This window comes from Falsiroseomonas sp. CW058, assembly GCF_050563535.1.
Classification (GTDB): Bacteria; Pseudomonadota; Alphaproteobacteria; order Acetobacterales; family Acetobacteraceae; genus Falsiroseomonas.
Genome location: NZ_JBNXUO010000015.1, coordinates 18,440 through 42,717 on the forward strand (window position 1 = coordinate 18,440; position 24,278 = coordinate 42,717).

A 24,278-nucleotide genomic window follows, 5' to 3' on the forward strand; every position below is an offset into this window, starting at 1 on the left:
CCGGAGCCGCCGCATGGACGCCGCCACCACCCGCCACCCCGCCCTCGACCTGCCCTTCGACACGGAGGCGATCCTGGCGGGGCTGCGCCCCTGGGTGGAATGCGAGAGCCCGACCTTCGACGCCGCCGCGGTCGGCCGGATGATGACGCTGGCGGGGCGGGAACTCGCGCTGCTCGGCGCGCGGGTGGAGCGCATCCCCGGCCGGATGGGCTTCGGGGATTGCGTGCGCGCCCGCTTCCCCCATCCGGCGGGCGATGCCGCGCCGGGCGTGCTGGTGATGGCGCATCTCGACACCGTCCATCCCGTCGGCACGCTGGAAAGGCTGCCCTGGCGCCGGGATGGCGGCACGGTGCGCGGCCCCGGCATCTTCGACATGAAGGGCGGCACCTACCTGGCGGTGGAGGCGATGCGCCAGATCCTGCGCGCCGGCCTGTCCACGCCGCTGCCCGTCACCTTCCTGCTGACGGGCGACGAGGAGGTCGGCAGCCCCTCGACGCGCGACCTGATCGAGGCGGAGGCCGCCCGCGCCCGCTTCGTGCTGGTGCCGGAACCGGCGCGGCCGGATGGCGGCGTGGTCAGCGGCCGCTACGCCATCGCCCGCTTCAACCTGCGCGCCACCGGCAGGCCCAGCCATGCCGGCTGGACGCTGTCCGAAGGGCGCAGCGCCATCCGCGAGATGTGCCGCCAGGTGCTGGCGATCGAGGCGATGACGACGGAGGACTGCACCTTCTCGGCCGGCGTCATCCGCGGCGGGCAATGGGTGAACTGCGTCGCCACCCATTGCGACCTGGAGGTGCTGTCCATGGCCAAGCGCCAGGCGGACCTGGATGCGGGGGTGGGGCGGATGCTGGCGCTCCAGTCCTCCGTGCCCGACGTGCAGCTCGAGGTCAGGCGCGGCGTCACCCGCCCGGTCTGGGAACCGGATGCGGGGGTGATGGCGCTGTACGACCACGCCCGCACCCTGGCCCGCGCCATCGGCTTCGACATCTCCCACCAGTCCTCGGGCGGCGGGTCGGACGGCAACTTCACCGGCGCGATGGGCATCCCGACGCTCGACGGGCTCGGAGTCGGCGGGGCGGGCGCCCACACGCTCGACGAGCACATCGTGGTCGGCACGCTGGTGCCGCGCGCGCGGCTGATGGCGGGGCTGCTGGCGACGCTCGCCTGACACGCCAGAGACAGCGCCTCATGCCGCGATCGGAACGGACGGGCTGCCCAGTCCGCGCGCCTCGCGTTATGGTCCGGCTTCGGCATGACGGACGGGAGTGCGGGGCATGAGGTTCATGGCTGGCATGGCGCTGGCTTTCTCGCTGGGGCTGGGGCTTCCGGGGCTGGCGACGGCCCAGTCGAACCCGATGACGGGCATGGGGGCCGGGCAGATCCACGGCCAGCGGCCAGACATGCGCCAGGACCTGCACAACGCGCCGGGTGCGCCCGCCGCGTCGCTGCAGGCGACCACGCCGCAGGCGCCGCAGACCCGCACGCAGCAGCTGCGCCGCCAGTCGCAGGCGGCGCAGCGCCAGCAGGCCCAGCAGCAGCAGCGCCGCGTCGCGCAGCACCGCGCGCAGGCCGAGGCCGGCCAGGCGACGCGGCGCACGCGTACCGGCACCGGCCCGCAGGCCGGCCGGTCCCCGGACAGCATGGCGGCGCATGAGGCGCGGATGGCCGATGCCCGCCGCCGCCAGATGGAGGCGGAGGAGCGCGCCGCGCGGGCCTTCCCGGGCGTGAGGTAGGCGCCGCGCCTTCAGCCCGCGGGCGGGGTTGCCGCCGGCAGCCGGAGCGTGACGGAACTGCCCCGCCCGGGGCCATCGCTCTCGACCCGCAGGCTGCCGCCGGCCCGGAGCACGAAGGCACGGACCGAGGCGAGGCCCAGCCCGGTGCCCTTGCCCGGCGCCTTGGTGGTGAAGAAGGGTTCGCTGACGCGCTTCAGCGTCTCCTCGTCCATCCCCGTGCCGCTGTCGGTCACGGTGATGCGGGCCTCGGCGGGGCTGGGCCCGTCCCCTGCCGCGCCCCCCGCCCCCGCATCAAGCCGGATCGCGATGCTCCCGCCGTCCGGCATGGCATCGCGCGCATTGAGCGCCAGGTTCAGCACCGCTGCCTCCAGCTCCGTCGCGTCGCCATTCACGCGGGCGGGCAGCCCTTCGCGGCGGATCTCGAGCGTCACAGGATAGCCGGGCGGCAGGGTGCGGCTGAGCAGCTCGGCCGCGGCGGTGAGCACCGCGGCGGGGTTGAGGCTGCCGGCGGGGCGGCCGGCTTCCGCCGGCTCCTCGCGCCGGGCCAACCGCAGCATTCGCTCGGTCAGGGCCGCGCCGCGGCCGGCGGCCTCGGACACCATCGCCAGCAGGCTGCGCGCCCGGTCCGCATCCCCCGCATCGACCGCCTTGCGCGCCAGCACCACGCCCCCCTGCACGGCCTGGACCGTGTTGCGGAAGTCATGCGCGACGCCGGCCGCGACCTCCCCCAGCACGCCGAGGCGTTGGCGCTGGCGCAAAGCGGCCTCGGCCTCGGCGCGGCGCTCCGCCTCGGCCCGTCCGCGCGCCAGGGCCAGGGCCTCCGCCCGGGCGCTGCTGCGGACCAGCCAGGTCAGCCACAGGAGCACCAGCATCGCGGTGGCGGCCACGGCCGACATGCCCGCCATCTCCCTCCGCCATTCGGAGGCGGGCCCGTCCGGGTGCAGGCCCTGCGCCACCATCACCGGCATGCCCGGCAGGACGCGCGCGGCGTAGAGCCGGCGTTCGCCGTCGGCGGGCGACGGGGCCTCGACAAAGGCCATCTCGCCACGGGCGCGGGGCGTGGGCTGACGCGGGAAGGCGGGGCCGATGGTGCCGGGCGGCATCTCCGGATGGCTGGCCAGCACCAGGCCGTCCGTGCTGCGCAGCAGCATGATCTCGTCCTGCGTCCCGGCGGCATGGGCTTCGTAGACGGCGCCGAAGGCGCGCGGGCGGAAGGTGGTCCAGAGCGTGCCGCCATCCGGCCGCCCGTCCGGCCCGAGGCGCGGGCGGGAATAATTGAAGGCCGGACGCCCGGTGAGCCGGCCGGTGAGCGGCCCCGAGACGAAGGGCCCTGCCTCGGCGCCCTGCTGGTGGCGCACATAGTCGCGGTCGGAGAAGTCGATCGGTGGCGGCGGGAAGGGCGAGGCGCCGATCTGCGCCACCCGCCCGTCCGGCGCCACCATGCCCATGTTGCCCGTGCCGGGCGCGACATCCCCCAGGTGGCGCAGCATCTCCGCCAGCTCCGCGCTGGCCGCGATCTCGGCCCAGGACAGGCCGCGCGTGTGCCACTGGAGGGTCCCGAGCAGCGTGTCCTGCGTCTCGAAGGCGCGGCGGGCATGTTCGTGGAGGATGTCCACGCTGCTGCGCAGGTCGGCGCGCGCGGCATCCTGGATGCGGTCCCATGCGAAGACCGCCGCGCCGGCCAGCAGCGCGAGCGGCAGCGTGACCGAGGCGGCCCAGAGGGGCCAGAAGGCGCGCCGCCGCAGCGGCGGGGGGCGCACCCTGGGCTGCTGCGCATCCGGCATGGGCGGTGGCGCGGCATCGTGCATCGGCCGATCCTAGACAGATTCGGCGCCGGGCGGAACGGCGCCGCGCGGCGCTGGCCGGGAAGGCCCGGCGCCTGGCGTCAGCTTCCCCCATCCACCGACAGGATCTGCCCGGTGATCCAGCCGGCCTGGGGGGATGCGAAGAACAGCACGCCGTTCGCGATGTCCTCCACCCGGCCGAGCCGGCGCATCGCGATGCCCTCGATCATCGCCTTCTTCCCGGCCTCGCCATAGCTTTCGAACTGCGCGATGGAAGCGGGGTTGGACAGGACGAAGCCGGGCGCCACGGAATTCACCGTGATGCCGTGCGGCCCCAGTTCGCGCGAAAGCTGCTTCGTCAGCCCGACCAGCGCGTGCTTCGCCGCGCAATAGGCCTGGATGCCGGTGCGGCTGGGCTTGAGTCCGGCGCCGCTGCTGATGGTGACGATCCGCCCCGCGCCGGCCCGCTTCATCCCCGGCGCGACCGCGCGCGCCAGGTTGAAGGCGGCATGGGCGTTGATGTCGAAGATCGCGTGCCAGTCCTCCTCCGGCACCTCCTCCACCGGGCGCATCACCTGCCCGCGCACGCCGCCGGCGTTGCAGACCAGCACGCCGACGGGCCCGCCCGTCGCAGCCTCGATCCCGCGGATCCAGCCGGCGGCGGCGCCCTTCGCCGTCAGGTCGAAGGCCTGCGTCGCGATGCCGGCCCCGCCGCGCGCCGTCTCCTCCAGTTCGGCGGCCGAGAGGTCGCAGGCGAAGACGCGCGCGCCGAGCGCGGCGAAGCCCTGCGCGATGGCGCGGCCGAAGCCGTGGCCCGCGCCGGTGACGGCCACCGTCACCCCGTCGAATCGGATGTTCATCCGCGCATCAGCTCCAGCAGGTTGTCGTCGGACATCGGGCGCTCGCCGCGCTCGCATTGGTGGATCATGGCGATCAGGCGCTCCAGCGTCGGGCAGGCCATGCCATGCGCCCGCGCCACCGGCAGCACCGCGCCGATCTGCGCATCCGCCGGCGTCGCGCGGCGGCGCACCCAGAGGTCGCGCCAGATGCCGCTGTGGGTCTTCGCGTTGGGCCGGTTGAAGGCGACCAGCGCGGCGACCGATTCGCGCGCCGCCTGTTCGCCGGCGCCGGCGCGGAAGGCGGCGGGGTCGAAGCCGTTGAAGCCGAGCGGCGCGACGCCGTCCGCCCGCGCCACCTCCAGCACCTCGGTGCAGAGCGCGCGGATCAGCGGCAGAAGTTCGGGTCGCGCCAGCGTGTCGGCGATGCCGGCCTCGGCGAGCCCCTGCATGTAGAGCAGCGAGGAATAGGCGAGCTTGCCCCACAGGAAGCCCCAGATGTTGGGCGTCAGCACCGCGTCGGGTTCGAAGGTGTCGCGCAGCAGGGCGTGCAGCGCCGCGGCGCGCGGGGTCGCCGCACCGTCCAGCTCTCCCACCACCACGGCGCCGCGGTTGCCGTAGAGGATGCGGCCCGGCTCCAGCCAGTCCGCGCCGAAATTGACGAAGGCGCCCATGGTGCGCGCCGCGCCGCAGACCTCGGCGATGGTGCGCTCGCACAGGCCGTTCTGCAGCGACAGCACGTAGCCGTCGGGCGCCAGATGCGGCAGCAGCTGCCGGCAGGCGGCCTCCGTCTCATGCGTCTTCACGCAGAGGAAGATGCGGCGGAACGTGCCCTTCACCGCATCGGGCGTCACTGCGGGGGCGACCACCTTCAGCTGCGCGACGGGCCCTTCGATGGCGAGCCCCCGCGCCGGGTCCGAGATGGCGGCCACATGGTCCCCCACGATGTCGCAGAACACCACCGCATGCCGCGCGCGGACAAGGTGCGCGCCGACCGTCCCGCCGATGGCGCCCGCCCCCCAGATGAGGATGGGGCCGCGGTCCACCGCGTCCCGCGCCTGCGCCTGTTCCGCTTCCTTCGCCAAGCTGCCCGTCCCTTCCGTTCCGCAAGGGCGCAACCCGCCCATGCGCCCGGGGCGCTTGCGCCGTTGCCCGGCGCCGCCCCAACCTGCGGCCCACGCTAGCCGGGACAGACGCCGCGTCAATGCGCCGCACGGGATGAACAGGAACGATAACCTGCGCGGCGCCGCGCTGATGACCGGCGCGGCGATGCTGTTCGCGGTGGAGCTACTGTTCATCCGCTGGCTGTCGGCGCGCGGCGTGCCGACCGAGGTGCAGGTGGCCGCGCGCGCGGCCGGGCAGCTCGTCTGGGTGGCGCCCACCATCGCGGCAAGCGGCGTCGCGGTGTTCCGCACGCGGCGGCTGGCGCTGCACCTGTTCCGCGGCGCCTGTTCGCTGGTCACCTGGGCGCTCTACTACTTCTCCTTCACGCGGCTCGACCTCGCGACAGGGACGGTGCTGTCCTTCACCAACGTGATGTTCACCACCCTCCTCGCCGGCCCGGTGCTGGGGGAGAAGGTGGACCGCTGGCGCTGGGCGGGGACGCTGGCAGGGCTGGTGGGGGTCGCGGTGATGCTGCGGCCGGGCGCGCAGATCGACACGCTCGGCGCCCTCGCGGCGGTGGGCGCCGCGGTCGCCTGGTGCGGCATCACGCTGACCAGCCGCGTCCTGACCGCAACGGAGAGCACGCGCACCGTCATCGCCTGGGTCGGCATCGTCACCACGGCGGGCGCCCTGCCCTTCGCGGCCGCGGCCTGGGTGCCGCTTTCGGCCGGCGACTGGCTGCTGCTGGCCAGTTTCGGCCTGATCGCGCCGGGCATCATCTGGATGGTGACCGACGCGCTCCGCACCGGGGAGGCGAGCGCGATCGCGCCCTTCCAGTATCTGCGCCTGCTGGCGGTCGCGGCCTTCGGCTGGTTCGTCTTCGGCGAGGCGCCGGATGCCTGGGGCTGGCTCGGCGCCGCCGTCATCCTGGGCGGCGCGCTGGCGGTGACGGTGGCGGAAGCGCGGCGGCGATGACGTCGGCCGCCGCCCGGCACGCCGTTCAGCCCGTCGCGCGCCAGGGCGACAGCGCGGCTTGCAGCGCCGCGGCGTCGAAGCCGAAATGCGCGTAGCCGTCGCGCAGGTGGCGGACATAGGCGGCATCTGGCGGGCCGGGGCGGTGGCGGGCCTCGACATAGGTGTAGCAGATGAACCGCTCATTCCCTGCCACCGCCACGGGCAGGCTGACGCGGGCATAGGTGTTCATCGCCTCCGGCCTGCCCTCGGCATAGCCCTCCGCCGCATCGAGGGCGGGGAGTTCGGACAGCGGGATGCGCCAGATCGCGACCGGCGTGCGCGCGCCGGTCTCGGGCACGATGCTCGCCCTCAGGTTCAGCACGAGTCGCCAGTTCTCGAGGCTGCCGGTCGCCGCCGCCTCGGCCCCCGCGCAGCGGGACAGCATCCGGGCCGGGTCGAGGTTGCTGCCATAGGCGGCGTAGAGCACGGCATCGTCCATGGGGCGGCAACTTGCCGGCGCCGTTCCCGGATAGCAAGGATGGGGCGATGCTGCTGATCCTCCAGGCCGCGCCGCTGCTGCTGCTGGTCGCGCTGCTGCTGTCGGGGCGGGCGGGGCCGGTGCCGGCGGTGCTGGCCGCGCTGGCCGCGGCGGTGCCGGGCGTGCTGCTGTCGCTGCCCGGCGGCACCGCGCCGCTGGCCTTCCTGGCGGAGGAGACGGCGCGCGGCGCCTTCCTCGCGGCGAAGCCGATCGGGGTGGTCACCGGCGGGCTGCTGTTCCATGCCTCCCTCGCGCGCGAGGAACCGGCCCGCGCGGCGCCGGCCGCGCCGCGACGCATCTTCGTCGCCACCCTGCTGATGGGCGGCTTCATGGAAAGCGTCACGGGCTTTGCCGTCGGCGCGGTCTTCGCCCTGTCGGCGCTGCGCGGCATGGGGCTCGGCGGGGCGCCGGCGGGGGCGATGGCGCTGCTGGCGCTGGTGCTGGTGCCCTGGGGCGGGCTCGGCCCCGGCACGGCGCTGGGCGCCGCGCTGATCGGGCTGCCGGCGCAGGCGGTCGCCGCCGCGACGGCCTGGCCCAACGCCGCCTGGCTGCCGCTGCTGGGCCCGGTGCTGTGGCGGCTCTGCGCCGCGGCCGGGGTGGCGGTGCCGGCGGCGGAGCGGCTGGCGCAGACCGCCTTCCTCGTCGTCGTCGCGGCGCTGCTCGTGGCGTCCCACGCGCTGTTCCCCTTCGAGGTCGCGGGAATCCTGGCGACGGGCCTGCCGCTGCTCCTCGCGCTCTGGCGGCTCGACCCGCCACGGGGCGCGGAGGGCTGGCGGCGGGCGGGGGTGGCGATGTCCCCCTATCTGGGCCTGACCGCGGCGCTGCTGCTGGCGCGCGGCTGGGCGCGCGCGCCGGCCTGGGCGCCCTTCCCCGACCTGCCGGGCTTCCCCGCCACCCATGTCGCCGTCGTGCTGTGGGTGGTGGCCGGGGCGCTGCTGCTGCGCCGGGCGGATGGCGCGGCGCGGGCGCGCGGCGCGCTGTGGCGCGCCTGGCGGCCGGCGTTGGCGATGCTGCTGTACGTGGTGCTGGCGCGCTGGCTGGCGGGGGCGGGGGTGGCGGGTGCGCTGGCGGGCGCCGCCGCCGCGGCGCTCGGGCCCGCGGCGCCCTATCTCGTGCCGCCGCTCGGGCTGCTCTCGGGGATGGTGACGGGCAGCAATGTGGGGTCGAACGCGGCCTTGATGCCGGTGCAGGCCGCGCTGGGCCGCGCCGCGGGCCTGCCGGAGATGCTCGCCCCGGCGCTGCACAACTTCGCCGGCGCGGCGGGGGCGGGCATGTCCTTCGCGGTGACGGCGCTGGTCTGCGGCCTGCTGGCGGATGGCACGCGGCAGGCGGCGCTGTGGCGGCTGCTCGCGCCCTCCCTCGCGGCGGTGCTGGCGATCGGCTGGATCAGCGTGGCGCTGTGGCGCTGAGCCGGCCGGCGGCCGCCAGCGCCGCGCGCCCATCCGCCGTCGCCGCGACCAGCAGGCTGCCATCGGGCTCGGCATGGCAGCGGATCAGCCCGCGCTCCGACGCCTCCTCCCACACCGTCAGGCGGGGGCAGGATGTGCGCCACGCGTCGATCGCCTCGGCATAGGGGCGCGGGCGGGCCGCGACATATTCCACGAGGTCGAGGACGAGGGGTTCGGTGGTGGCGGTCATGGCGTTTCCTCCGCCGGGCGCCGAGGGACGGCCGGGCGCCCTGCCTTCCCGTCTTGCGCCTGCCGGTGATGCGGCGCAAGCCGCGCGTGCCGCGCCAGGGCGGCCCGCCATTCCCGCGCCGCGGCGCGCGAGGTGGATCGCGCGTGTCGGCGCCGTCACATGATTGCGGCATTGACACTCCACCGAAACTTCACGCGGCGCGGCGCCGCCCCTAGCGTCCGCCGCGGAGGGACGCGGCCAGGGGTCGAGCCGCCCCTGGAGATTCGGAATGGATTCGTTGCTCTCCCAGGCGCCGCAGTTCCTGGAGATCCTCTGGCTCAACATCGTGCTGTCCGGCGACAACGCCGTGGTCATCGGCCTTGCCGCCGCGGGCCTGCCGGAGAAGCTGCGCACCAGGGCGGTGATGTTCGGCATCGTGGCGGCCGCGGTGCTCCGCATCGTCTTCTCGATCTTCGCCACCTTCCTGCTGACGCTGTGGTGGATCGACATCGTGGGCGGGCTGGCGCTGCTCTACATCGCCTGGGGCTTCATGAAGGAGCTTCGCGGCAAGGAGGACGAGGAGGAGAGCCATGGCGAGCACAAGGAGAAGACCCTCCTCCAGGCGCTGTGGCAGATCATCGTCGCCGACGTGTCGATGAGCCTCGACAACGTGCTCGCCGTCGCGGCGGTGGCGCGGAACAACGTGCCGATGCTGGTCGCGGGGCTGCTCGTCTCCATCGTGCTGATGGGCGTGCTGGGCAATTTCCTGGCGCGGCTGCTGGACCGCTACAGGTTCATCGCCTGGATCGGCCTGGCGCTGATCGCCTATATCGGCATCGAGCTGCTGTGGGAGGGCCTGATCATCGCGAACGCGACCCTGCATCTGGGCCTGCCCCTGCCGGCGCCGCACGGGCACTGAGGCGCGGCGCGGGGAAGGCGGGGGCCGGCGCGGGATTGAAGGCCGGCCCCCGCTTCACCTATACGGCTCCGCAGCGGACGCCGGTCGCGGCGCCCGGACCTGGGGAGAGCTTCCATGACCATCGCCCGCCGCCTGGCGTTCGCCGCCGCGCTGGCCCTGCCGCTCGGCGCCGCGCCCGCCCTCGCGCAGACCCAGCTGACCATCCAGCACCCGCTGCCGCTGAACAGCCACTACGGCGCCGGCGCGAGCGCCATCAAGGAGGCGTTCGAGCGCGCGACCAACAACCGCTTCCGCGTCAACATCCAGCGCAACGACAACGAGCGCGAGGCGATCGAGAGCGCGCAGATCGGCACCATCGAGTGCTATCTCGGCTCCAACGGCCCGGTCGGCAACTTCGTGCCGGAGGCCCGGAACCTCGACGTGCCCTTCCTGTTCCGCGACACCGCCCATGCCCGCGGCGTGCTCGACGGCGCGATCGGCCAGGAACTGCTGGCCCGCTTCCCCTCCCGCGGGCTGGTCGGCGTGGTCTGGATGGAGAACGGCTTCCGCCACCTGACCAATTCCAGGCGCGAGGTGAACCAGCCCGCCGACATCCGCGGCCTGAAGGTCCGCACGATGGAGAACCCGGTGCACATGCGGGCCTTCAACGCGCTCGGCGCCCTGCCGACGCCGATGGCCTTCAGCGAACTGGTGCCGGCGCTGCAGCAGGGTACGGTGGACGGGCAGGAGAACCCGATCCCGGTGATCGTGGCGAACAACCTGAACCAGGTGCAGCGCTTCCTGACGCTGACGGGCCACGTCTATTCGCCGGGCATCCTCATCTGCAACCCGGGCTTCATCAACCGCCTCAACGCCGCCGACCGCGCCGCCTTCCAGGCCGCAGCCGTGGCCGGGCGGGACGCCAACCGCGCCCGCGTCACCGCCGACGACCAGTCCGGCATCGACGAGCTGCGCCGCCGCGGCATGACGGTGACGACCTCGGTCGACAACGCCGCCTTCCAGCAGGCGCTCGCGCCGCAGGCCGCGCAGATCGAGCAGCAGCTCGACGCCGCCCTGCTCCGCCGTATCCGCGAGTGGCAGCCGGGCTCGTAAGAGGGCACCGCGAAGCGGGGGCGCGGGACCGGCCCGCGCCCGCTGTCTCTGTCCGGGGGGCGGATGAACGCGATGAATGCCATGCCGCTCTGGGCGACGGGGGCGGCGACGCTGGCCGCCGTCGCCGCGGCGCTCTGGGCGGGGTCCGGCGGCGGGGCGCGCGCCGCGCTGCGCCGCGCCGTGCTGGGTCTCGACCGCGTCACCACGGGGGCGGCCTCCATCCTCGCCTGCCTGGCCCTTGCCATCGCGGTGCTGGCGGGGCTGTGGCAGGTGGTCTCCCGCTTCGCGACGGAGACGCCCGCCACCTGGTCCGAGGCGCTGGTCCGCGTCAGCCTGGTGTGGATGGCCTATCTCGGCGTCGCGGTCGCGTTGCGGGCGGGGGCGCTGGTGTCGATCGACGTCGCGCATCGCTATGCCCGCGGCACGCTGCAGCGCGGGATCGAGGCCGCGGCGCTGGCCTGCTCGCTCTCGCTGATGGGGGTGATGTTCTGGTTCGGCTGGATCATGGCGGGGCGCGTGCAGTTCCAGGAGATGGCGGGGCTCGAGGTCAGCATGTCCTGGGGCTACGCCGCGATCCCGGTCGGCGCGGTCTTCGCGATGGTGGGCGCGGTGGCGCATTTCCTGGACCGCCGCAACGAGGAACTGGAGGCCGCGGTATGAGCGGCGCGATGCTCACGGTGATGCTGGTGCTGTTCGCGGCCAGCATCCCCGTCGCGGTGGCCATCGGGCTTGCCGCCATCGTCGGCATCCAGGGCTACACGAGCTTCCCGCTGATCGTCGCGGCGCAGCAGCTTTTCGTCGCGGTCGACAAATTCCCGCTCGCCGCCATCCCCTTCTTCATCCTGGCGGGCAACCTGATGGATGTCGGCGGCATCTCCCGCCGGCTGGTGGACTTCGCCAAGTCGCTCGTGGGCGGCATCCAGGGCGGGCTGCCGGCGACCTGCGTCGTCACCTGCATGATCTTCGCCGCGATCAGCGGGTCGAGCGTCGCGACCACCTTCGCGATCGGCGCCATCATGATTCCGGCGCTGGTACGCGCGGGCTACCCGGTGGCCTTCGCCGCCGCGCTGCAGGCCACGGCGGCGGAGCTCGGCGTCATCATCCCGCCGTCGATCCCGATGATCCTCTACGGCGTCACCACCCAGACCTCCATCCCCGAACTGTTCATCGCGGGCTTCGGGCCGGGCCTGCTGATCGGTGGCGCGCTGATCGCGACCGTACTGGTGTGGTGCCGCATCGCCGGCTGGGGGAAGCAGGACGGCGAAGGCCGCCTGCCCTTCCGCACCGCGCTGCGGCAGGCGGGCTGGGCGCTGTTCATGCCGGTGGTCGTGCTCGGCGGCATCTATGGCGGCGTCACCACGCCGACCGAGGCGAGCGTGATCGCGGTGGTCTATGCCATCCTGGTCGGCATGTTCCTGCACCGCGAACTCGGCTGGCGGGACCTCTACCCGATCTTCCGCAAGTCGGTCGTCTCGTCGGCCGTCATCATGTTCATCATCGCCTGCGCGGCGCTGTTCTCCTGGCTGCTGAACCGGCAGGGCGTGCCGGACCTGGCGGCGGCCTGGCTGGTGGAGACCTTCGACGGGCCGGGGCTCTACCTCCTCGGCGTGAACCTGTTCCTGTTCGTGGTGGGGATGTTCGTCGAGACCTCGGCCTCGATCATCGTGCTCGCCCCCATCCTGCAGGAGGCGGCGGAACGCTTCGGGATCGACGGCGTGCATTTCGGCACGGTGATGGTGGTGAACCTGGCGATGGGCATGATCACGCCGCCCTTCGGCGTGAACCTGTTCGCCGCCGCGCAGGTGGCCGGCACCAGCATCGACCGCATGATGCGCTACCTGCCGGTCTTCATCGGCGTCATCTTCGCCTGCCTGATGGTCATCACCTACGTTCCCTGGATCACCCTGACCCTGCCGCACCTGGTGTTCCGGTGAGCGAGGCGGGGCCGGCGGCGCTGGCGCCGAAGCTGCCGCGCGCCGCGCCCGCCATGGGCGGGCCCGCCGCGCTGAAGCACCTGCGGCGCGACCCGGTGCTGAAGGCGGTGATCCGCAGCATCGGCCCCTGCACGCTGCGCCCGGTGCGGCGCGAGCCGTACGAGGCGCTGGTGCGCGCCATCGCGCACCAGCAGGTGCATGGCCGCGCGGCGGAAGCCATCCTCGGCCGCTTCATCGCGCTGCATCCGGGCCACGACTTCCCGCCCGCGGATGCGGTGCTGGCGACCCCGGTGGAGGCGATGCGCGCCTGCGGCCTTTCGGGCGCCAAGGTCGCCGCGATCCGCGACATCGCGGAGAAGTCCGTGGGCGGGCTGGTTCCCACACGCCGCGCCGCGGCCCGCCTGCAGGACGAGGCGCTGGTCGAGCGACTGGTCGCCATCCGCGGCGTCGGCCGCTGGACGGTGGAGATGCTGCTGATCTTCACCCTCGGCCGGCCGGACGTGCTGCCGGTGGACGATTTCGGCGTGCGCGAGGGCTGGCGCGTGGCGACGGGGGCCGATGCCCAGGTGAAGCCCCGCGAGCTTGCCGCGATCGGCGAGGCCTGGGGGCCCTGGCGGTCCATCGCGGCCTGGTACCTGTGGCGCGCGGCGGATGCGGCGAAGGCCAGCCGCTTCAAGCCCCAGTAGGGCGGCGCCGCCACCCCTCCCCCGCCCGCGCGGCAGGGAGTAAGCGGGGCGGATGCGCCCGACGCTGCATCCCCGCCTGCTGAACGGCCGCACCGGCGACCCGGCGGTCTTCGTGGAGGCGATGCACGCGCCGGGCGCGGTGCTGTTCGACTGCGGCGACCTCTCCGCCCTGTCGCCCGGCCACCTCCTGCGGGTCGAGGCGCTCTGCGTCTCCCACGCCCACATGGACCACTGGGCGGATCTCGACCGGCTGCTGCGGCCGCTGGTGGGGCGGGAGAAGACGCTGCGACTGGTCGGCCCGCCGGGCCTCGCCGCGCGGCTGCACCACCGGATGCGGTCCTACACCTGGAACCTGGTGGACCGCATCGCGGCGGAACTGGTGCTGGAGGTGACGGAGGTGCATCCCGCGCCGCCCTTCCCGCGCAGCCGGCTGCGCCTGCGGACGGCCTTCGCGGCGGAGGAGATGCCGCCCCTGGCGCCGGGGCCGGACGGCGCCCTGCTCACCGTCGGTGCGCTGCGGCTGCACGCGGCGCTGCTCGACCACGGCACGCCCTCGCTCGGCTTCGCCCTGCGGGAGGCGGTGCACCTGAATGTCTGGCGCAGCCGGCTGGATGCGGCGGGCCTGCCGACCGGGCCCTGGCTCGCGGGCCTGAAGGCGGCGGTGGCGGCGGGGCTGGCGGACGACCATCCGGTGCCCGTCTTCGCCCGCCCGGCGGAAGCGCGGGGCGCGCCGCGCCGCCCGCTCGGCGCGCTGCGCGACCTCGTCGGGGTCAGCCCGGGGCAGCGGATCGCCTACCTGACCGACTTCGCCGACACGCCGGCGAACCGCGCCGCGGCCATCGACCTCGCCCGCGGGGCCGACACGCTGTTCATCGAGGCGCCCTTCCTGGCCGCGGATGCCGCGATCGCGGCCGACCGGATGCACCTGACCACCGCCGCCGCCGGCGTCATCGCGCGGGCGGCCGGGGTGCGGCGGGTCGAGCCCTTCCACCTCTCGCCGCGCTACCACGGGCAGGAAGCCGCCTGGATCTCGGAGATCGAGGCCGCCTTCGGCCGGCCGTTGGTGCCCCAGGGATAGCCGGGCCGGGTTGTCGCGCGCGGACGCTTCGTGCCCCATGCGCGCCGGACGCGAAGGGGGCGGGGGCCGATGACACGACGGGGTGCGTTGCTGACGGTGCTGGGCGGGCTGTCGGCGACGCTGGCCGCGGGCGGGCTCTACGGCTTCTGGATCGAGCCGACGTACCGGCTTCGCGTCGCGGAATACCGGCTGCGCCCGCCGGGCTGGCCGGCCGACCGGGCGCTGACCATCGCCGCGCTCTCCGACATCCATGCCAACGAGCCTTTCATGCCGCTGGAACGCGTGCAGGAGATCGTGGAGGCGACCAACGCGCTGCGGCCGGACCTGGTGGTGCTGCTCGGCGACTATCTCGGCAATGCCAGGTTCATCCGTCGCGTGATCCCCGCGGCCGAGACGGCGCAGGTGCTGCGCGGGCTGCGCGCGCCGCACGGCGTGCACACCGTGCTCGGCAACCATGACTGGTGGGAGGACCCGCAGGCGCAGCGATTCCGCCGCGGCCCGCCGCGCATGGCCCGGCAGCTGGCCGATGCCGGGCTGTCGGTGCTGCACAACGCGGCGGTGAAGACCGGCTTCCGCGGGCAGGGCTTCTGGGTGGCGGGCCTCGGCAGCCTCTGGGCCTTCAACGAGGGCGAGGGCCGCTACCTCGGCGCCAACGACCTCGGCCGCACGCTGGCCGGGGTGACGGACCGCGACCCCGTCATCCTGCTGAGCCACGAGCCGGACATCTTCCCGCAGGTGCCGGCGGGGCGCGTCGCGCTGACGCTCTGCGGCCACACGCATGGGGGGCAGGTGCGGCTCGGCGGCTGGTCGCCCATCGTGCCCTCGGCCTTCGGCAACCGCTACGCACATGGACATGTGGTCGAGGAGGGGAAGCACATGGTCGTCTCGGGCGGCCTCGGCACCTCCCTCCTGCCGGTGCGGCTCGGCGTGCCGCCGGAGATCACGCTGGTCCGCCTGGGCGGCGTCGGGTAGCGCAGGGTTGATGTTGCGATTCCGGTGACAGGCGCGTCCCTTCCATGCGACGCTCGTTCGTCCTTCCCTTGCTGCGGACAGGACGATGACGAGGACGGAACTGGAAGGCGTGCTGGACTTCCTCCGCGCGGCGGAGAAGCTGAAGGGCACGCTGCGGACCGGCTACGGGTCCGACGGAAGGCCGGAAAGCACGGCCGAGCATACGTGGCGCCTCAGCCTCATGGCGATGTTGCTGGCCGGGCCCCTCGGCGCCGATCCCGCGCGGCTGCTGAAGATCTGCCTGCTGCACGACCTGGCGGAGGCGCTGACCGGCGACCTGCCCGCGCCGCTGCAGACGCCCGGCCACGACAAGGAAGCGGCCGAGCGGCAGGCGATGGCCGAACTGACCGCCCCCCTGCCCGCGGCGCTGCGGGCGGAGCTGCTGGCGCTGTGGGAGGAATACGAGACCGGCTCCTCGCGCGAGGGGCGGCTGGCACGTGGGCTCGACAAGCTCGAGACCATCCTCCAGCACACGCAGGGACTGAACGCGCCGGGCCTCGATATCGGCTTCAACCTGGATTACGGGCGCGCCGCGACCTCGGTCGATCCGCTGCTCGTCTCCCTCCGCGCCATGCTGGACGCGGCGACGCGCCGGCGCATGGCGGCGGAAGCTATTCCCGCAGGAACCGCGTGAGGGCGGCGAGGAAGGCCTGCGGGTTCTCGGCGTGCAGCCAGTGGCCGGCGGCCATCGTCTCGAACGCCGCGGCGGGGAACAGGGCGCGGAAGCGCGGGTGGTGGTCGGGGCGGATGTAGTCGGACCGGTCGCCGGCCAGCACCAGCACGCGGCCATCGTAGCGGCCGGGCGGGTCCGGCCAGCCGCCGATCGATCCCATCTCCGACGCGATGACGTCGAGCGCGACGCGCCAGCGCGGCGGGTCGGCGGCGAAGACCAGGTTCTGCAGCAGGAAGCCGCGCAGCGCCGGGTTCGGCACCGCCCCGGCCAGCGCCGCATCCGCATCCCGTCGCGCCAGGCCGGGGCGCAGCGGGATGGCGCGCATCGCGGCCAGGTATTGCGTGAACAGCGGCGTCGGGTAGGTGACCGGGGCGATGTCCGCCACCACCAGGCGTTCCACCGCCGCGGGCCGGGCCAGCGCCAGGGCCATGGCGACCTTGCCGCCCATCGAATGCCCCACCACCGCCGTGGGCAGGGCGCCGGCCGCATCCAGCGTCTCCGCCACGTCCGCGGCCATCTCGGAATAGGACATGGTCGGGGCGTGGGGGGAGGCGCCGTGGTTGCGGAGGTCGAGCGCGAGGACGCGCCGCCCCGCCGCGGCGAGGGCCTTCTGCACCGCGCCGAAATTCTGCCCCGCGCCCAGCAGGCCGTGCAGCAGCACCACGGGTGGGCCCGCGCCCTGCCCGGCCTCGGTGATGGCGAGTTTCATCCCCGTCGCATCGCTCCGCCCTGGACCGCCCCGCCCGGCGCCGGCCCGCGGCGCAGCGGGATCATCCGCGCGCTGCCAGCACCCCTCATCCGCGCGCTGCCAGCACCCCTCATCCGCGCGCTGCCAGCACGACCGACCCCACGATCAGCAGCCCTCCCAGGATCACGTCCCAGCCGAGCGGCTCGCCGAGCCAGAGGGTGGAGAGCAGGACCCCGAAGGCCGGCACCATCAGGAAGCCCACCGAGGCCACCGCGCCCGGCAGCTTCCGCCCGGCCTCGATGACGCACCAGGTGCCGATCGGGGCCGCGACCATGCCGATGTAGAGCAGGTGCGGCCATGCATGCAGGCCGACCCCGCCCTGCGGCTCCAGCACCAGGGCGAAGGGCGTCAGGAACAGCGCGCCGATGCCGAAGCACCAGGGCAGCAGGTCCAGCATCGCCGTCCTCGGCGGCCATTTCCGGCTGGCGATGATGGCGATGGTCCAGAGCAGCCCGGCCAGCACCAGCAGGAAATGGCCGATCAGCACGTCGTGGTCGGTCCAGTCCACCGCCCAGGGCCCGATCAGCACCGCCGCCCCCGCCAGCCCCAGCCCCGCCGCCACCCATCGCCGGGCCGAGACCCTTTCCCCCAGCACAAGCACGGACAGCGGGATCAGCCAGTAGGTCACGACATTGGACAGCACCGCGGTCCGCCCCGCCGGCACCAGCGCCACCGCCAAGTGCGTCAGCGCGAAGAAGCCGCCCAGCTGGAACAGGCCGAGGAAGAACACGGCGCGCCGGTCCTCGGCGGCCGGGAAGCGAAGCCGGCCGAGCGCCGCCAGCAGCACCGCCGCGACCAGCGCCGCCAGCGCCGCGCGGCCGGTGCCGAACCAAAGCGGCGTCGCGTCCGAGAGCGCGGCCTTGGTGATCGGCCAGGCGCCGCCGAACAGGATGACGGCCGCGAAGAGCAGCCGGAAGGCGGAGGCCATGGGCATCGTGAAACGACCCTAGCCGCGCCGCGCGCGGCACGGGAAGGCGGACGGCGCCCGCGGATGCGCCGTCACGCCGGCCCGCGCAGGAAATGCCGCAGACTTGCGCGCAGGCCGAGCGCGTCCTGCGCGTCCGCGCCGCGCGGCCCAAGGTCCGCTTCCGTCACCAGCGCCCCCGCCGCCACGTCGCGCGCCAGCGCCACGCCCTGCGCCAGCCCGATCGGCACCGCCCCGAGCGCGAGGGACCGCGCGGCCGGGATGCACTTGCCCCAGACCGTCCCGCCCCCCTCCCCGTCCAGCATCTCCCCCGCGCGGAGCGGGCGCTTGGCGACCGCCACGCAATCCGCCGCCCAGTCCGTGGCGCTGCCCGTCGCCTCCCGCCGCAGCGCGGCGGAGGCGACGGAGACGCCGAGTTCGAGGCCGATGAAGTGATAGGGCCGCCACAGCGCGGCGTAGCGCCCGGACCCGTCCGTGGCGACGCCGTATTCGGCGAAGCAGCGGCGGGCGTACTCCGTCTCCCCCTCGAAGACGACATAGACGCCCCAGCGCAGGTTGTCCGGGATCTCCGCCCCCTCCCGCGTCAGGGAGGACACGACCTCCACCATCCCCTTGCGCGGCAGGATGCCGCCTTCTTCCCGCGGGCGCAGCACATTCGGCAGTTGCGACGTGCCGCAGGGCGGGAAGGCGAGCCCGTCCTCGGGCGGGGCGAGGCCGATGGCATTCGCGATCGCCGCCATCTCGATCCCCGATTTCGTGCCGTCGAGGAAGGAATTGAACATGCGCGGGTTCATGCCCCCCGCCGCCGCCTGTTCCGCCGTCAGGCCGTAGAAGTCCCACACCGTCTCGGGCGTCGAGGCATGGTAGCGCGGCAGGTATTTCGTGCCCTTGCCCGCGGCCACCACCGCGAAGCCGGCGGCGCGGATGGTGTCCACCATCTCCGCCACCAGGGCGGGCTGGTCGCCATAGGCCATCGAATAGACCACGCCGGCCCGCGCGGCCTCGGCCGCCAGCACGGGGCCGGCGAGGACGTCGGCCTCCACATTGACCATCACCACATGCTTCCCATGCGCGATGGCGTGGCGGGCGTGGCGCAGCCCGGCGGCGGGGTCGCCCGTCGCCTCCACCACCACCTCCACGCGCGGATCGGCGATGAGGGCGAGGCTGTCCGTGGTGACGAAGGTGCCGCCCGCCCGCGCCGCCGCGTCGAGATCCGCCGCCCCGTGCCGTTCCTCCGCCCAGCCGATGCGGGCGAGGGCGGCGCGGGCGCGGGGGACGGAAAGGTCGCCGATGCCGAGCACATGGACCCCCGGCATCCGCGGCGCCTGGTGCAGGAACATGGAGCCGAACTTGCCGGCCCCGATCACGGCGACGCGGACCGGGCGGCCCTCGGCGGCGCGGGCGAGGAGCATGCGGTGCAGGTTCAAGGCGGGGATGCTCCAGGAAGGGTCATGGCTGCCGCCACCGGCGCTGCCCGTAGCCCGGCAGCAGCCCGAGCCCCGGCCGGCGCAGCAGCAGCAGCCCGCCCGCCATCGCTGCCAGCACCGCGCATCCCCCCGTGGCGCGCCGCGCCATGGGGGCGGAGATGCGCGCCGCGAGGACCAGCGCCAGCAGCCCGGCGCCGAGCAGCAGCCAGGCGGCCATCAGCCCACCGTCAGCATGATCTTGCCGACATGCGCGCTGCTCTCCATCAGGCGGTGCGCCTCCGCCGCCTGCGCCAGCGGGAAGGTCGCGTGGATGTGCGGGCCGGCCTTGCCGGCGGCCAGCATCGGCCAGACCTTCGCCTCCAGCGCGGCCGCGATCGCGCCCTTCTCCGCCGTGCTGCGCGGCCGCATCGTGCTGCCCGTCACCGTCAGGCGCTTGACCATGATGGGGCGGAGATCGGCGGATTCGGCCACATGGCCGCCGAGGAAGGCGATCATCACCAGCCGGCCGTCGAGCTTCAGGCAGCGCAGGTTCCGCGCGAAATAGGGCGCGCCCACCATGTCCAGCACGACATCCACGCCCTTGCCGCCGGTCAGCCCCTTCACCTCGGCCGCGAAGTCCTGAGCCTTGTAGTCGATCGCGGCATCGGCGCCGAAGCGGAGGATGGCGGCGCATTTCTCCGCGCTGCCGGCGGTGGCGTAGACCGTCGCGCCGAAGGCCTTGGCGAGCTGGATGGCAGTGACGCCGATGCCGCTGGTGCCGCCATGCACCAGCACCGATTCGCCCGGCGCCAGGCGGCCATGGCCGAACAGGTTGGCCCAGACGGTGAAATAGGTCTCCGGCAGGGCGGCGGCGCGGGGGGCGTCGTAGCCGTCCGGCCAGGGCAGCGTCTGTGCCTCCGGCGCGGTGCAGTATTCGGCATAGGCGCCGCCATTGGTCAGCGCGCAGACGCGGTCGCCCACCCGGAAGCGCGCGGCGGCGGCGCCCACCGCCACCACCTCCCCCGCGCATTCCAGGCCGATCACCGGCGAGGCACCGGGCGGCGGCGGGTAGCTGCCGCTGCGCTGCGCGACATCGGGGCGGTTCACCCCGACCGCGAGGGTGCGGATCAGCACCTCGTCCCCGCGCGGGACGGGCAGCGGCCCGCGCGCGGGCACCAGCACCTCCGGCCCGCCCCCGGCGCCATGGTCGATCAACGTCATCTCGGCTGGCAGCGCAACCATGCCGTCAATCCCCTCCTCGGCCCCGGCTGGCGCGAGGGACCACGCGGCGGCGATGCACGTCAAGCCGGCGGGAACGGTCGATCCGCGGGGTTGCGCGCGCGGCGCGCGGCGTGTGAGGGTCGCGGCCGCGGGCTTGGGGATGATTTCGGCATGCAGGGCATCGGTCGCCGAGGCTTCGGCGCGATGGCCGGCGCGGCGCTCGGGACGCTTCCAGCGGGGGCGCCGCGCCCGGCGCGGGCGCAGGCGCCGGCGGAACTCCGCATCGGCGCGATCTTCCCCCTTTCCGGCAGCCTCGCCGTGCTCGGCGACGAGAGCTTCCGCGGCGTCGAGCTGGCGGTGGAGGAGCGGAACGCGGCCGGCGGCCTGTTCGGGCGGCCGCTGCGCCTGGTGCGGGCCGACGCGGCAGACGAGCCGGCGGCCGCCGCCGAGGCGCGCCGCCTGGTCGCGGGCGCCGAGCGGGTGAGCGCGATCTTCGGCAGCTTCGCCTCCGCCGTGGCGCTGCCCGCCTCCCAGGTCGCCGAGGTCGCGGGCGTGCCCTTCTTCGAACTCGGCGCGATCGGCGACGGGCTGCTGGAGCGCGGATTCCGCTGGGTGTTCCGCGCCTCGCCGCGGGCGGCGGACTTCGCCGCGACCTCGCTTGCCGCCGTGGTCGAGGTGCTGGCGCCCGCGTTCGGCATCGCGCCCGAGCGGCTGCGCCTTGCCATCGCGCAGGAGGAGGCGCCGGGCGGCCAGTCCGTCGCCACCGCGCAGGAGGCGATGATCCGCGCGCGCGGCCTGACGCTGGTGGAGCGCATCGCCTATGCGCCCCGCGCGGCGGACCTCAACGCCGCCGTGCAGCGCCTGCGCGGGCAGGAGGCGGAGGTGGTGCTGCACACCGGCGCGCCGGGCGACGAGGCGCTGCTGTTCCGCGCGCTGCGCGACGCGGGCTGGCAGCCGCGCATGGTGGTCGGCACCGCAGGCGGCTACGGCCTGGCGGAGACGGCGCGGAGCCTCGGCGATGCGCTGCGCGGCGCGATGAGCGCCGACCTCACGCCCTTCGAGGTGAATGAGCGCGTGGCGCCCGGCGCGCGCGCCTTCGCCGAGGCCTATCTGCGGCGCTACGGGGCGGAGCCGCGGTCGGGCCACGGCATGGCCTGCTTCGTCGGCGCGCGCATCTTCCTCGACGCGATGCAGCGCGCGGGCGGGCCGGAAAAGGAACGCGTCCGCGCCGCCCTCCTCGCCACCGACCAGCCGGAGGGCACGACCCCCACCGGCTGGGGGGCACGCTTCGACGAACGCGGGCAGAACCAGCGCGCGCGGCCGCTGCTGTGCCAGTGGCAGGCGGGGCCGCAGGGGCTGCGGCAGGTGGTGGTGCATCCCGGCCCCGCCGCGGTGGCGGACCCGGTGCCGCGGCTCGGCGGTTGAAGGCGCGGCGCCGGGGCGCCGCGCCGGCACGTCCGCCTCAGTCGGCGCGGATGTTGGCGGCGCGCACCAGCGGCTCCCACACGCCGATCTCGCTGCGGAGATAGTCGGCGGCGGAGGCCGGGGTGCTGTCGGGCACGACCTGCATGGCCAGTTCCGTCAGCCGCGCGCGCACCGCCGGCAGGTTCACGGCGGCGTTGACCGAACGGTTGATCGCGTCCACCACCGGCTGCGGCGTGCCGGACCGCACCAGCACCATGTGCCAGGTATAGGCCTCGTAGCCGGCGACGCCCTGTTCGATGAAGGTCGGGATGTTCGGCGCGAGCGGCGAGCGTTCCTTCGTGCTGATCGCGAGCGCCCGCAACTCGCCCGACCGCGCATAGGGCAGCGCGGAGGCGGCGATGTCGAAGATCATAGGGATGCGGCCCGACAGCACCTCGGGCATGGCGGCGGAGGAGCCGCGGAAGGGGATGTGGTTGGCGCGCAGCCCGCCCGCCGCATGGAGGAACAGCTCCGTCGCCAGGTGCACCGCGCCGCCGTTGCCGGAGGAGGCGTAGTCGTAGCGCCCCGGATTCTCCCGCAGGACGCGAACGAATTCCTGCACGTTGCGGGCGGGGAAGTTGTTGTTCACCAGCAGGATCACCGGCACCTGCCCCACCAGCGCCACCGGCGTGAAGTCGCCCACCGGGTCGAAGGGCAGGCGCGGGAACATCGCGCGCGTCACCGCATGGGCGACGGTGGTGTAGAGGATGGTGGTGCCGTCCTGCGGGCCCTTCGCCACCAGGTCGGTGCCGATCACCACGCCGGACCCCGTGCGGTTCTCCACCACCACGCGGTGCGGCAGCGTCTTCGACATCTCGTCGGCGAGCAGCCGCGCGGGGATGTCGGTCGGGCCGCCCGCGGCGAAGGGCACGATCATCCGCGTCGGCTGGGTCGGCCATGCGGCGGGCTGCGCGCCGGCCGGGCGCGTCAGCAGGCCGGGCGCGGCGAGCGCGCCGGCGCCGAGCGCGAGGATGTGGCGGCGGCCGATCTGCGGCGTGCTCATGGACGTCTCTCCCCCGGCCTCGTCGGGCCGCTTGCATTGGACATGCAACGGATGGGGGGGCGGGGGCGCGGTGTCAATGACCGGCGCGCCATGCAAGGGCCATGTCGCCCCCCATGGCGGGCAGCGTGACCGCGGCCACGCCGTTGCCGGTTGCCGTTGCGGTGATGCGCGCCACTTCGCGCCCCTCGCGCGTGTCCCAGCACGCGACGGACCAGGAACCGGGGGCAAGGCCCGGCACGCGCAACTCCACCGGCCCCGCCACCGCCGGGTCCAGCCTTCCATCGGGCGCGAAGGGGCCACGGCGCAGCAGCCAGACCACCGCCTGTTCCGCATCGCCGCAACCGAAGGCAGCGATGCCGGGGGTCGTGACCTCGATCTCCTCGTTCAGGTTGCGCCGGCGCAGCCGGGACCATTCCAGCAGCGGCAGGAAGCCCGCCATGGCGCGCTGCGCGCGGCGCATCCCGCCGGTCAGCACATGCGGGTGGCGGTTCGGCCAGCGCATGCCGCCGCCCGCCCCGCCGGATGCCAGGTGCGCCCATTGCATGTGGCGGAAATACTCGTCGTCGAAGGCTTCCGGCAGCGTGCGGTGACGGTCCTTGAAGGTGTGGATGGGCCCGTGCTCGGAATCCAGGAAGGGGCGGTCGTCGGCGATCTCGGCCAGCGCCTCCCGCGTCAGGCGGCCGCAGGCCAGGGCGGGGGCCACCGTGTCGCGCGGGTCGTCGATGGTGCCCTCCTCGTAGAAATGCGAGGAGGCGAAGTCGAGCGCGGGGTGGCGGAAGATCGGCTCCCGGATCGCCGGCTTCCAGCCGAGTTCCGGCCCGAACACCGACACGCATTGCAGATGCGCCCGCCCATGCGCGCGCGTCTCGTGCTCGCGCAGCCAGGGGCCGACATCGTCGATGAAGTCGGCGAAGCTCGCCGGGTCGTCGCCGCCCTGCGCGGGGTGCATCTCGTTCCAGAGGTCCCAGGCAAAGACAGTCCCGTCCCCGCCCCAGCGTTCGGATGCGAAGGCGAGCCGCGCCTTCACCAACTCGCGCGTCGCACGGCAGGTCAGCAGGCGGCGCCGCGACGCGCAGGGCCCGCCATTCTCCCGCGCATAGGGATGGAAGCGCCAGCGGCGCCACAGGAAGAAGGTGTCGAAGGGCGTCAGCAGCAGGCGCATCCCCGTGCTGCGGCACAGCGCGACGAGGTCGTCCCACAGCCGCACCATCGCCGGCACGAAGCGGCCCGCCGGCCGTTCCAGGTAGCGGTGCTCGCGGTGGGTGTATTCGAGCATGAGGCGCAGCACCGTCACGCCGTGGTCGCGCAGGTGCCGCAGGTGGCGCTCCACCGCCGGCAGGTCGCGCCGGCGGTACAGGGCGGCAAGCTCGGGCCAGGTGATCGCGTCGTTCTGGCCCATCGGCGTCCAGTCCCGCCCGGCCTCGTCGATGAAGTAGGGCGTGCCGGCGGCACGGGCGATCCAGGGCAGTTGCGTCACGGCGGATCCAGGGTTGCTCGTCGTCCAGCAACTCTGGATCGCGTGTGGAAGTTGCGCCGCGGCGGCGCCGGCCGG

At 74.2% G+C, this 24,278-nt stretch carries 25 protein-coding genes; 13 read left to right on the forward strand and 12 right to left on the reverse strand.

The genetic code is table 11. The features are described from left to right. Positions 1 to 13 precede the first annotated feature (13 nt). Together ACK8OX_RS13480 and ACK8OX_RS13485 are read left to right on the forward strand one after the other, a co-directional pair. Entirely contained in the window at positions 14 to 1,168 is a 1,155-nt protein-coding gene (locus ACK8OX_RS13480) for a M20/M25/M40 family metallo-hydrolase (protein ID WP_430664648.1), read from the forward strand. Between the two features lie 106 nt (positions 1,169 to 1,274). Further along, on the forward strand, positions 1,275 to 1,733 hold the full coding sequence (locus ACK8OX_RS13485; protein WP_430664649.1) for a hypothetical protein: 459 nt from the start codon (positions 1,275 to 1,277) through the stop codon (positions 1,731 to 1,733). Between the two features lie 11 nt (positions 1,734 to 1,744). On the opposite strand, the gene ACK8OX_RS13490 is transcribed toward ACK8OX_RS13485, so the two are convergent. From ACK8OX_RS13490 to ACK8OX_RS13500, 3 genes are all read right to left on the reverse strand, one after another. Continuing rightward, positions 1,745 to 3,541, reverse strand: coding sequence for an ATP-binding protein (locus tag ACK8OX_RS13490; RefSeq protein WP_430664650.1), 1,797 nt, complete (start codon positions 3,539 to 3,541; stop codon positions 1,745 to 1,747). 77 nt (positions 3,542 to 3,618) lie between these two features. Then, positions 3,619 to 4,377 carry an SDR family NAD(P)-dependent oxidoreductase gene (locus tag ACK8OX_RS13495; protein WP_430664651.1) on the reverse strand — a complete coding sequence of 253 codons (759 nt, stop codon included), beginning with the start codon at positions 4,375 to 4,377 and terminating at the stop codon, positions 3,619 to 3,621. Next, positions 4,374 to 5,438 (reverse strand): ketopantoate reductase family protein, encoded by a 1,065-nt coding sequence (locus ACK8OX_RS13500; protein WP_430664652.1) that lies wholly within the window; start codon positions 5,436 to 5,438, stop codon positions 4,374 to 4,376. Before ACK8OX_RS13500 ends, ACK8OX_RS13495 begins: the two co-directional genes overlap by 4 nt. Before the next feature lie 133 nt (positions 5,439 to 5,571). On the opposite strand from ACK8OX_RS13500, the gene ACK8OX_RS13505 reads away from it, so the two are divergent. Next, the gene (locus tag ACK8OX_RS13505; RefSeq protein ID WP_430664653.1) at positions 5,572 to 6,432 is read left to right on the forward strand and encodes a DMT family transporter; all 861 of its coding nucleotides are present in this window, start codon (positions 5,572 to 5,574) and stop codon (positions 6,430 to 6,432) included. 25 nt (positions 6,433 to 6,457) lie between these two features. Here the strand turns inward: ACK8OX_RS13505 and ACK8OX_RS13510 are convergent, their stop codons facing one another. After that, the gene (locus ACK8OX_RS13510) at positions 6,458 to 6,910 is read right to left on the reverse strand and encodes a gamma-glutamylcyclotransferase family protein (RefSeq protein ID WP_430664655.1); all 453 of its coding nucleotides are present in this window, start codon (positions 6,908 to 6,910) and stop codon (positions 6,458 to 6,460) included. Positions 6,911 to 6,957: 47 nt separating this feature from the next. Between ACK8OX_RS13510 and ACK8OX_RS13515 the strand changes: the two genes are divergently transcribed. Next, the gene (locus ACK8OX_RS13515) at positions 6,958 to 8,358 is read left to right on the forward strand and encodes an L-lactate permease (protein ID WP_430664656.1); all 1,401 of its coding nucleotides are present in this window, start codon (positions 6,958 to 6,960) and stop codon (positions 8,356 to 8,358) included. Here ACK8OX_RS13515 and ACK8OX_RS13520 read toward each other — a convergent pair. Further along, a complete protein-coding gene (locus ACK8OX_RS13520) occupies positions 8,336 to 8,587 on the reverse strand; it encodes a hypothetical protein (RefSeq protein WP_430664657.1) in 252 nt (83 codons plus the stop codon). The two genes, ACK8OX_RS13515 and ACK8OX_RS13520, sit on opposite strands and share 23 nt — an antisense overlap. Before the next feature lie 268 nt (positions 8,588 to 8,855). On the opposite strand from ACK8OX_RS13520, the gene ACK8OX_RS13525 reads away from it, so the two are divergent. From ACK8OX_RS13525 to ACK8OX_RS13560, 8 genes are all read left to right on the forward strand, one after another. Further along, entirely contained in the window at positions 8,856 to 9,485 is a 630-nt protein-coding gene (locus tag ACK8OX_RS13525; RefSeq protein WP_430664658.1) for a TerC family protein, read from the forward strand. A gap of 114 nt (positions 9,486 to 9,599) precedes the next feature. Further along, the gene (gene dctP, locus ACK8OX_RS13530) at positions 9,600 to 10,577 is read left to right on the forward strand and encodes a TRAP transporter substrate-binding protein DctP (RefSeq protein ID WP_430664659.1); all 978 of its coding nucleotides are present in this window, start codon (positions 9,600 to 9,602) and stop codon (positions 10,575 to 10,577) included. 63 nt (positions 10,578 to 10,640) lie between these two features. Continuing rightward, the gene (locus tag ACK8OX_RS13535) at positions 10,641 to 11,237 is read left to right on the forward strand and encodes a TRAP transporter small permease (protein WP_430664661.1); all 597 of its coding nucleotides are present in this window, start codon (positions 10,641 to 10,643) and stop codon (positions 11,235 to 11,237) included. Beyond that, positions 11,234 to 12,511: a TRAP transporter large permease gene (locus ACK8OX_RS13540; RefSeq protein WP_430664662.1), complete on the forward strand. Its 1,278-nt coding sequence runs from the start codon at positions 11,234 to 11,236 to the stop codon at positions 12,509 to 12,511. Before ACK8OX_RS13535 ends, ACK8OX_RS13540 begins: the two co-directional genes overlap by 4 nt. 53 nt (positions 12,512 to 12,564) lie before the next feature. Next, entirely contained in the window at positions 12,565 to 13,197 is a 633-nt protein-coding gene (locus ACK8OX_RS13545) for a DNA-3-methyladenine glycosylase family protein (protein WP_430664753.1), read from the forward strand. A gap of 52 nt (positions 13,198 to 13,249) precedes the next feature. Further along, on the forward strand, positions 13,250 to 14,275 hold the full coding sequence (locus ACK8OX_RS13550) for a hypothetical protein (protein WP_430664663.1): 1,026 nt from the start codon (positions 13,250 to 13,252) through the stop codon (positions 14,273 to 14,275). Positions 14,276 to 14,344: 69 nt separating this feature from the next. Then, positions 14,345 to 15,247 carry a metallophosphoesterase gene (locus ACK8OX_RS13555; RefSeq protein WP_430664664.1) on the forward strand — a complete coding sequence of 301 codons (903 nt, stop codon included), beginning with the start codon at positions 14,345 to 14,347 and terminating at the stop codon, positions 15,245 to 15,247. 85 nt (positions 15,248 to 15,332) lie between these two features. Continuing rightward, positions 15,333 to 15,920, forward strand: coding sequence for an HD domain-containing protein (locus tag ACK8OX_RS13560; RefSeq protein ID WP_430664665.1), 588 nt, complete (start codon positions 15,333 to 15,335; stop codon positions 15,918 to 15,920). Here ACK8OX_RS13560 and ACK8OX_RS13565 read toward each other — a convergent pair. From ACK8OX_RS13565 to ACK8OX_RS13585, 5 genes are all read right to left on the reverse strand, one after another. Further along, positions 15,898 to 16,668, reverse strand: coding sequence for an alpha/beta fold hydrolase (locus ACK8OX_RS13565; protein ID WP_430664666.1), 771 nt, complete (start codon positions 16,666 to 16,668; stop codon positions 15,898 to 15,900). The genes ACK8OX_RS13560 and ACK8OX_RS13565 overlap by 23 nt on opposite strands. A gap of 109 nt (positions 16,669 to 16,777) precedes the next feature. Further along, positions 16,778 to 17,635 carry a DMT family transporter gene (locus ACK8OX_RS13570; protein WP_430664667.1) on the reverse strand — a complete coding sequence of 286 codons (858 nt, stop codon included), beginning with the start codon at positions 17,633 to 17,635 and terminating at the stop codon, positions 16,778 to 16,780. A 71-nt stretch (positions 17,636 to 17,706) separates the two neighbouring features. Further along, positions 17,707 to 19,059, reverse strand: coding sequence for an NAD(P)H-dependent oxidoreductase (locus ACK8OX_RS13575; protein ID WP_430664668.1), 1,353 nt, complete (start codon positions 19,057 to 19,059; stop codon positions 17,707 to 17,709). Positions 19,060 to 19,081: 22 nt separating this feature from the next. Next, positions 19,082 to 19,276, reverse strand: coding sequence for a hypothetical protein (locus tag ACK8OX_RS13580; RefSeq protein ID WP_430664669.1), 195 nt, complete (start codon positions 19,274 to 19,276; stop codon positions 19,082 to 19,084). Continuing rightward, positions 19,276 to 20,280, reverse strand: coding sequence for an NAD(P)H-quinone oxidoreductase (locus tag ACK8OX_RS13585; RefSeq protein ID WP_430664670.1), 1,005 nt, complete (start codon positions 20,278 to 20,280; stop codon positions 19,276 to 19,278). The genes ACK8OX_RS13580 and ACK8OX_RS13585 overlap by 1 nt, the downstream gene beginning before the upstream one ends. Before the next feature lie 150 nt (positions 20,281 to 20,430). Between ACK8OX_RS13585 and ACK8OX_RS13590 the strand changes: the two genes are divergently transcribed. Beyond that, the gene (locus ACK8OX_RS13590; RefSeq protein WP_430664671.1) at positions 20,431 to 21,684 is read left to right on the forward strand and encodes an ABC transporter substrate-binding protein; all 1,254 of its coding nucleotides are present in this window, start codon (positions 20,431 to 20,433) and stop codon (positions 21,682 to 21,684) included. Positions 21,685 to 21,721: 37 nt separating this feature from the next. On the opposite strand, the gene ACK8OX_RS13595 is transcribed toward ACK8OX_RS13590, so the two are convergent. Both ACK8OX_RS13595 and ACK8OX_RS13600 read right to left on the reverse strand, forming a co-directional pair. Further along, positions 21,722 to 22,726, reverse strand: a complete 1,005-nt coding sequence (locus tag ACK8OX_RS13595; RefSeq protein ID WP_430664672.1) for a tripartite tricarboxylate transporter substrate binding protein — start codon at positions 22,724 to 22,726, stop codon at positions 21,722 to 21,724. Positions 22,727 to 22,799: 73 nt separating this feature from the next. Further along, positions 22,800 to 24,203, reverse strand: coding sequence for a hypothetical protein (locus ACK8OX_RS13600; RefSeq protein WP_430664673.1), 1,404 nt, complete (start codon positions 24,201 to 24,203; stop codon positions 22,800 to 22,802). Between the last annotated feature and the right edge of the window lie 75 nt (positions 24,204 to 24,278).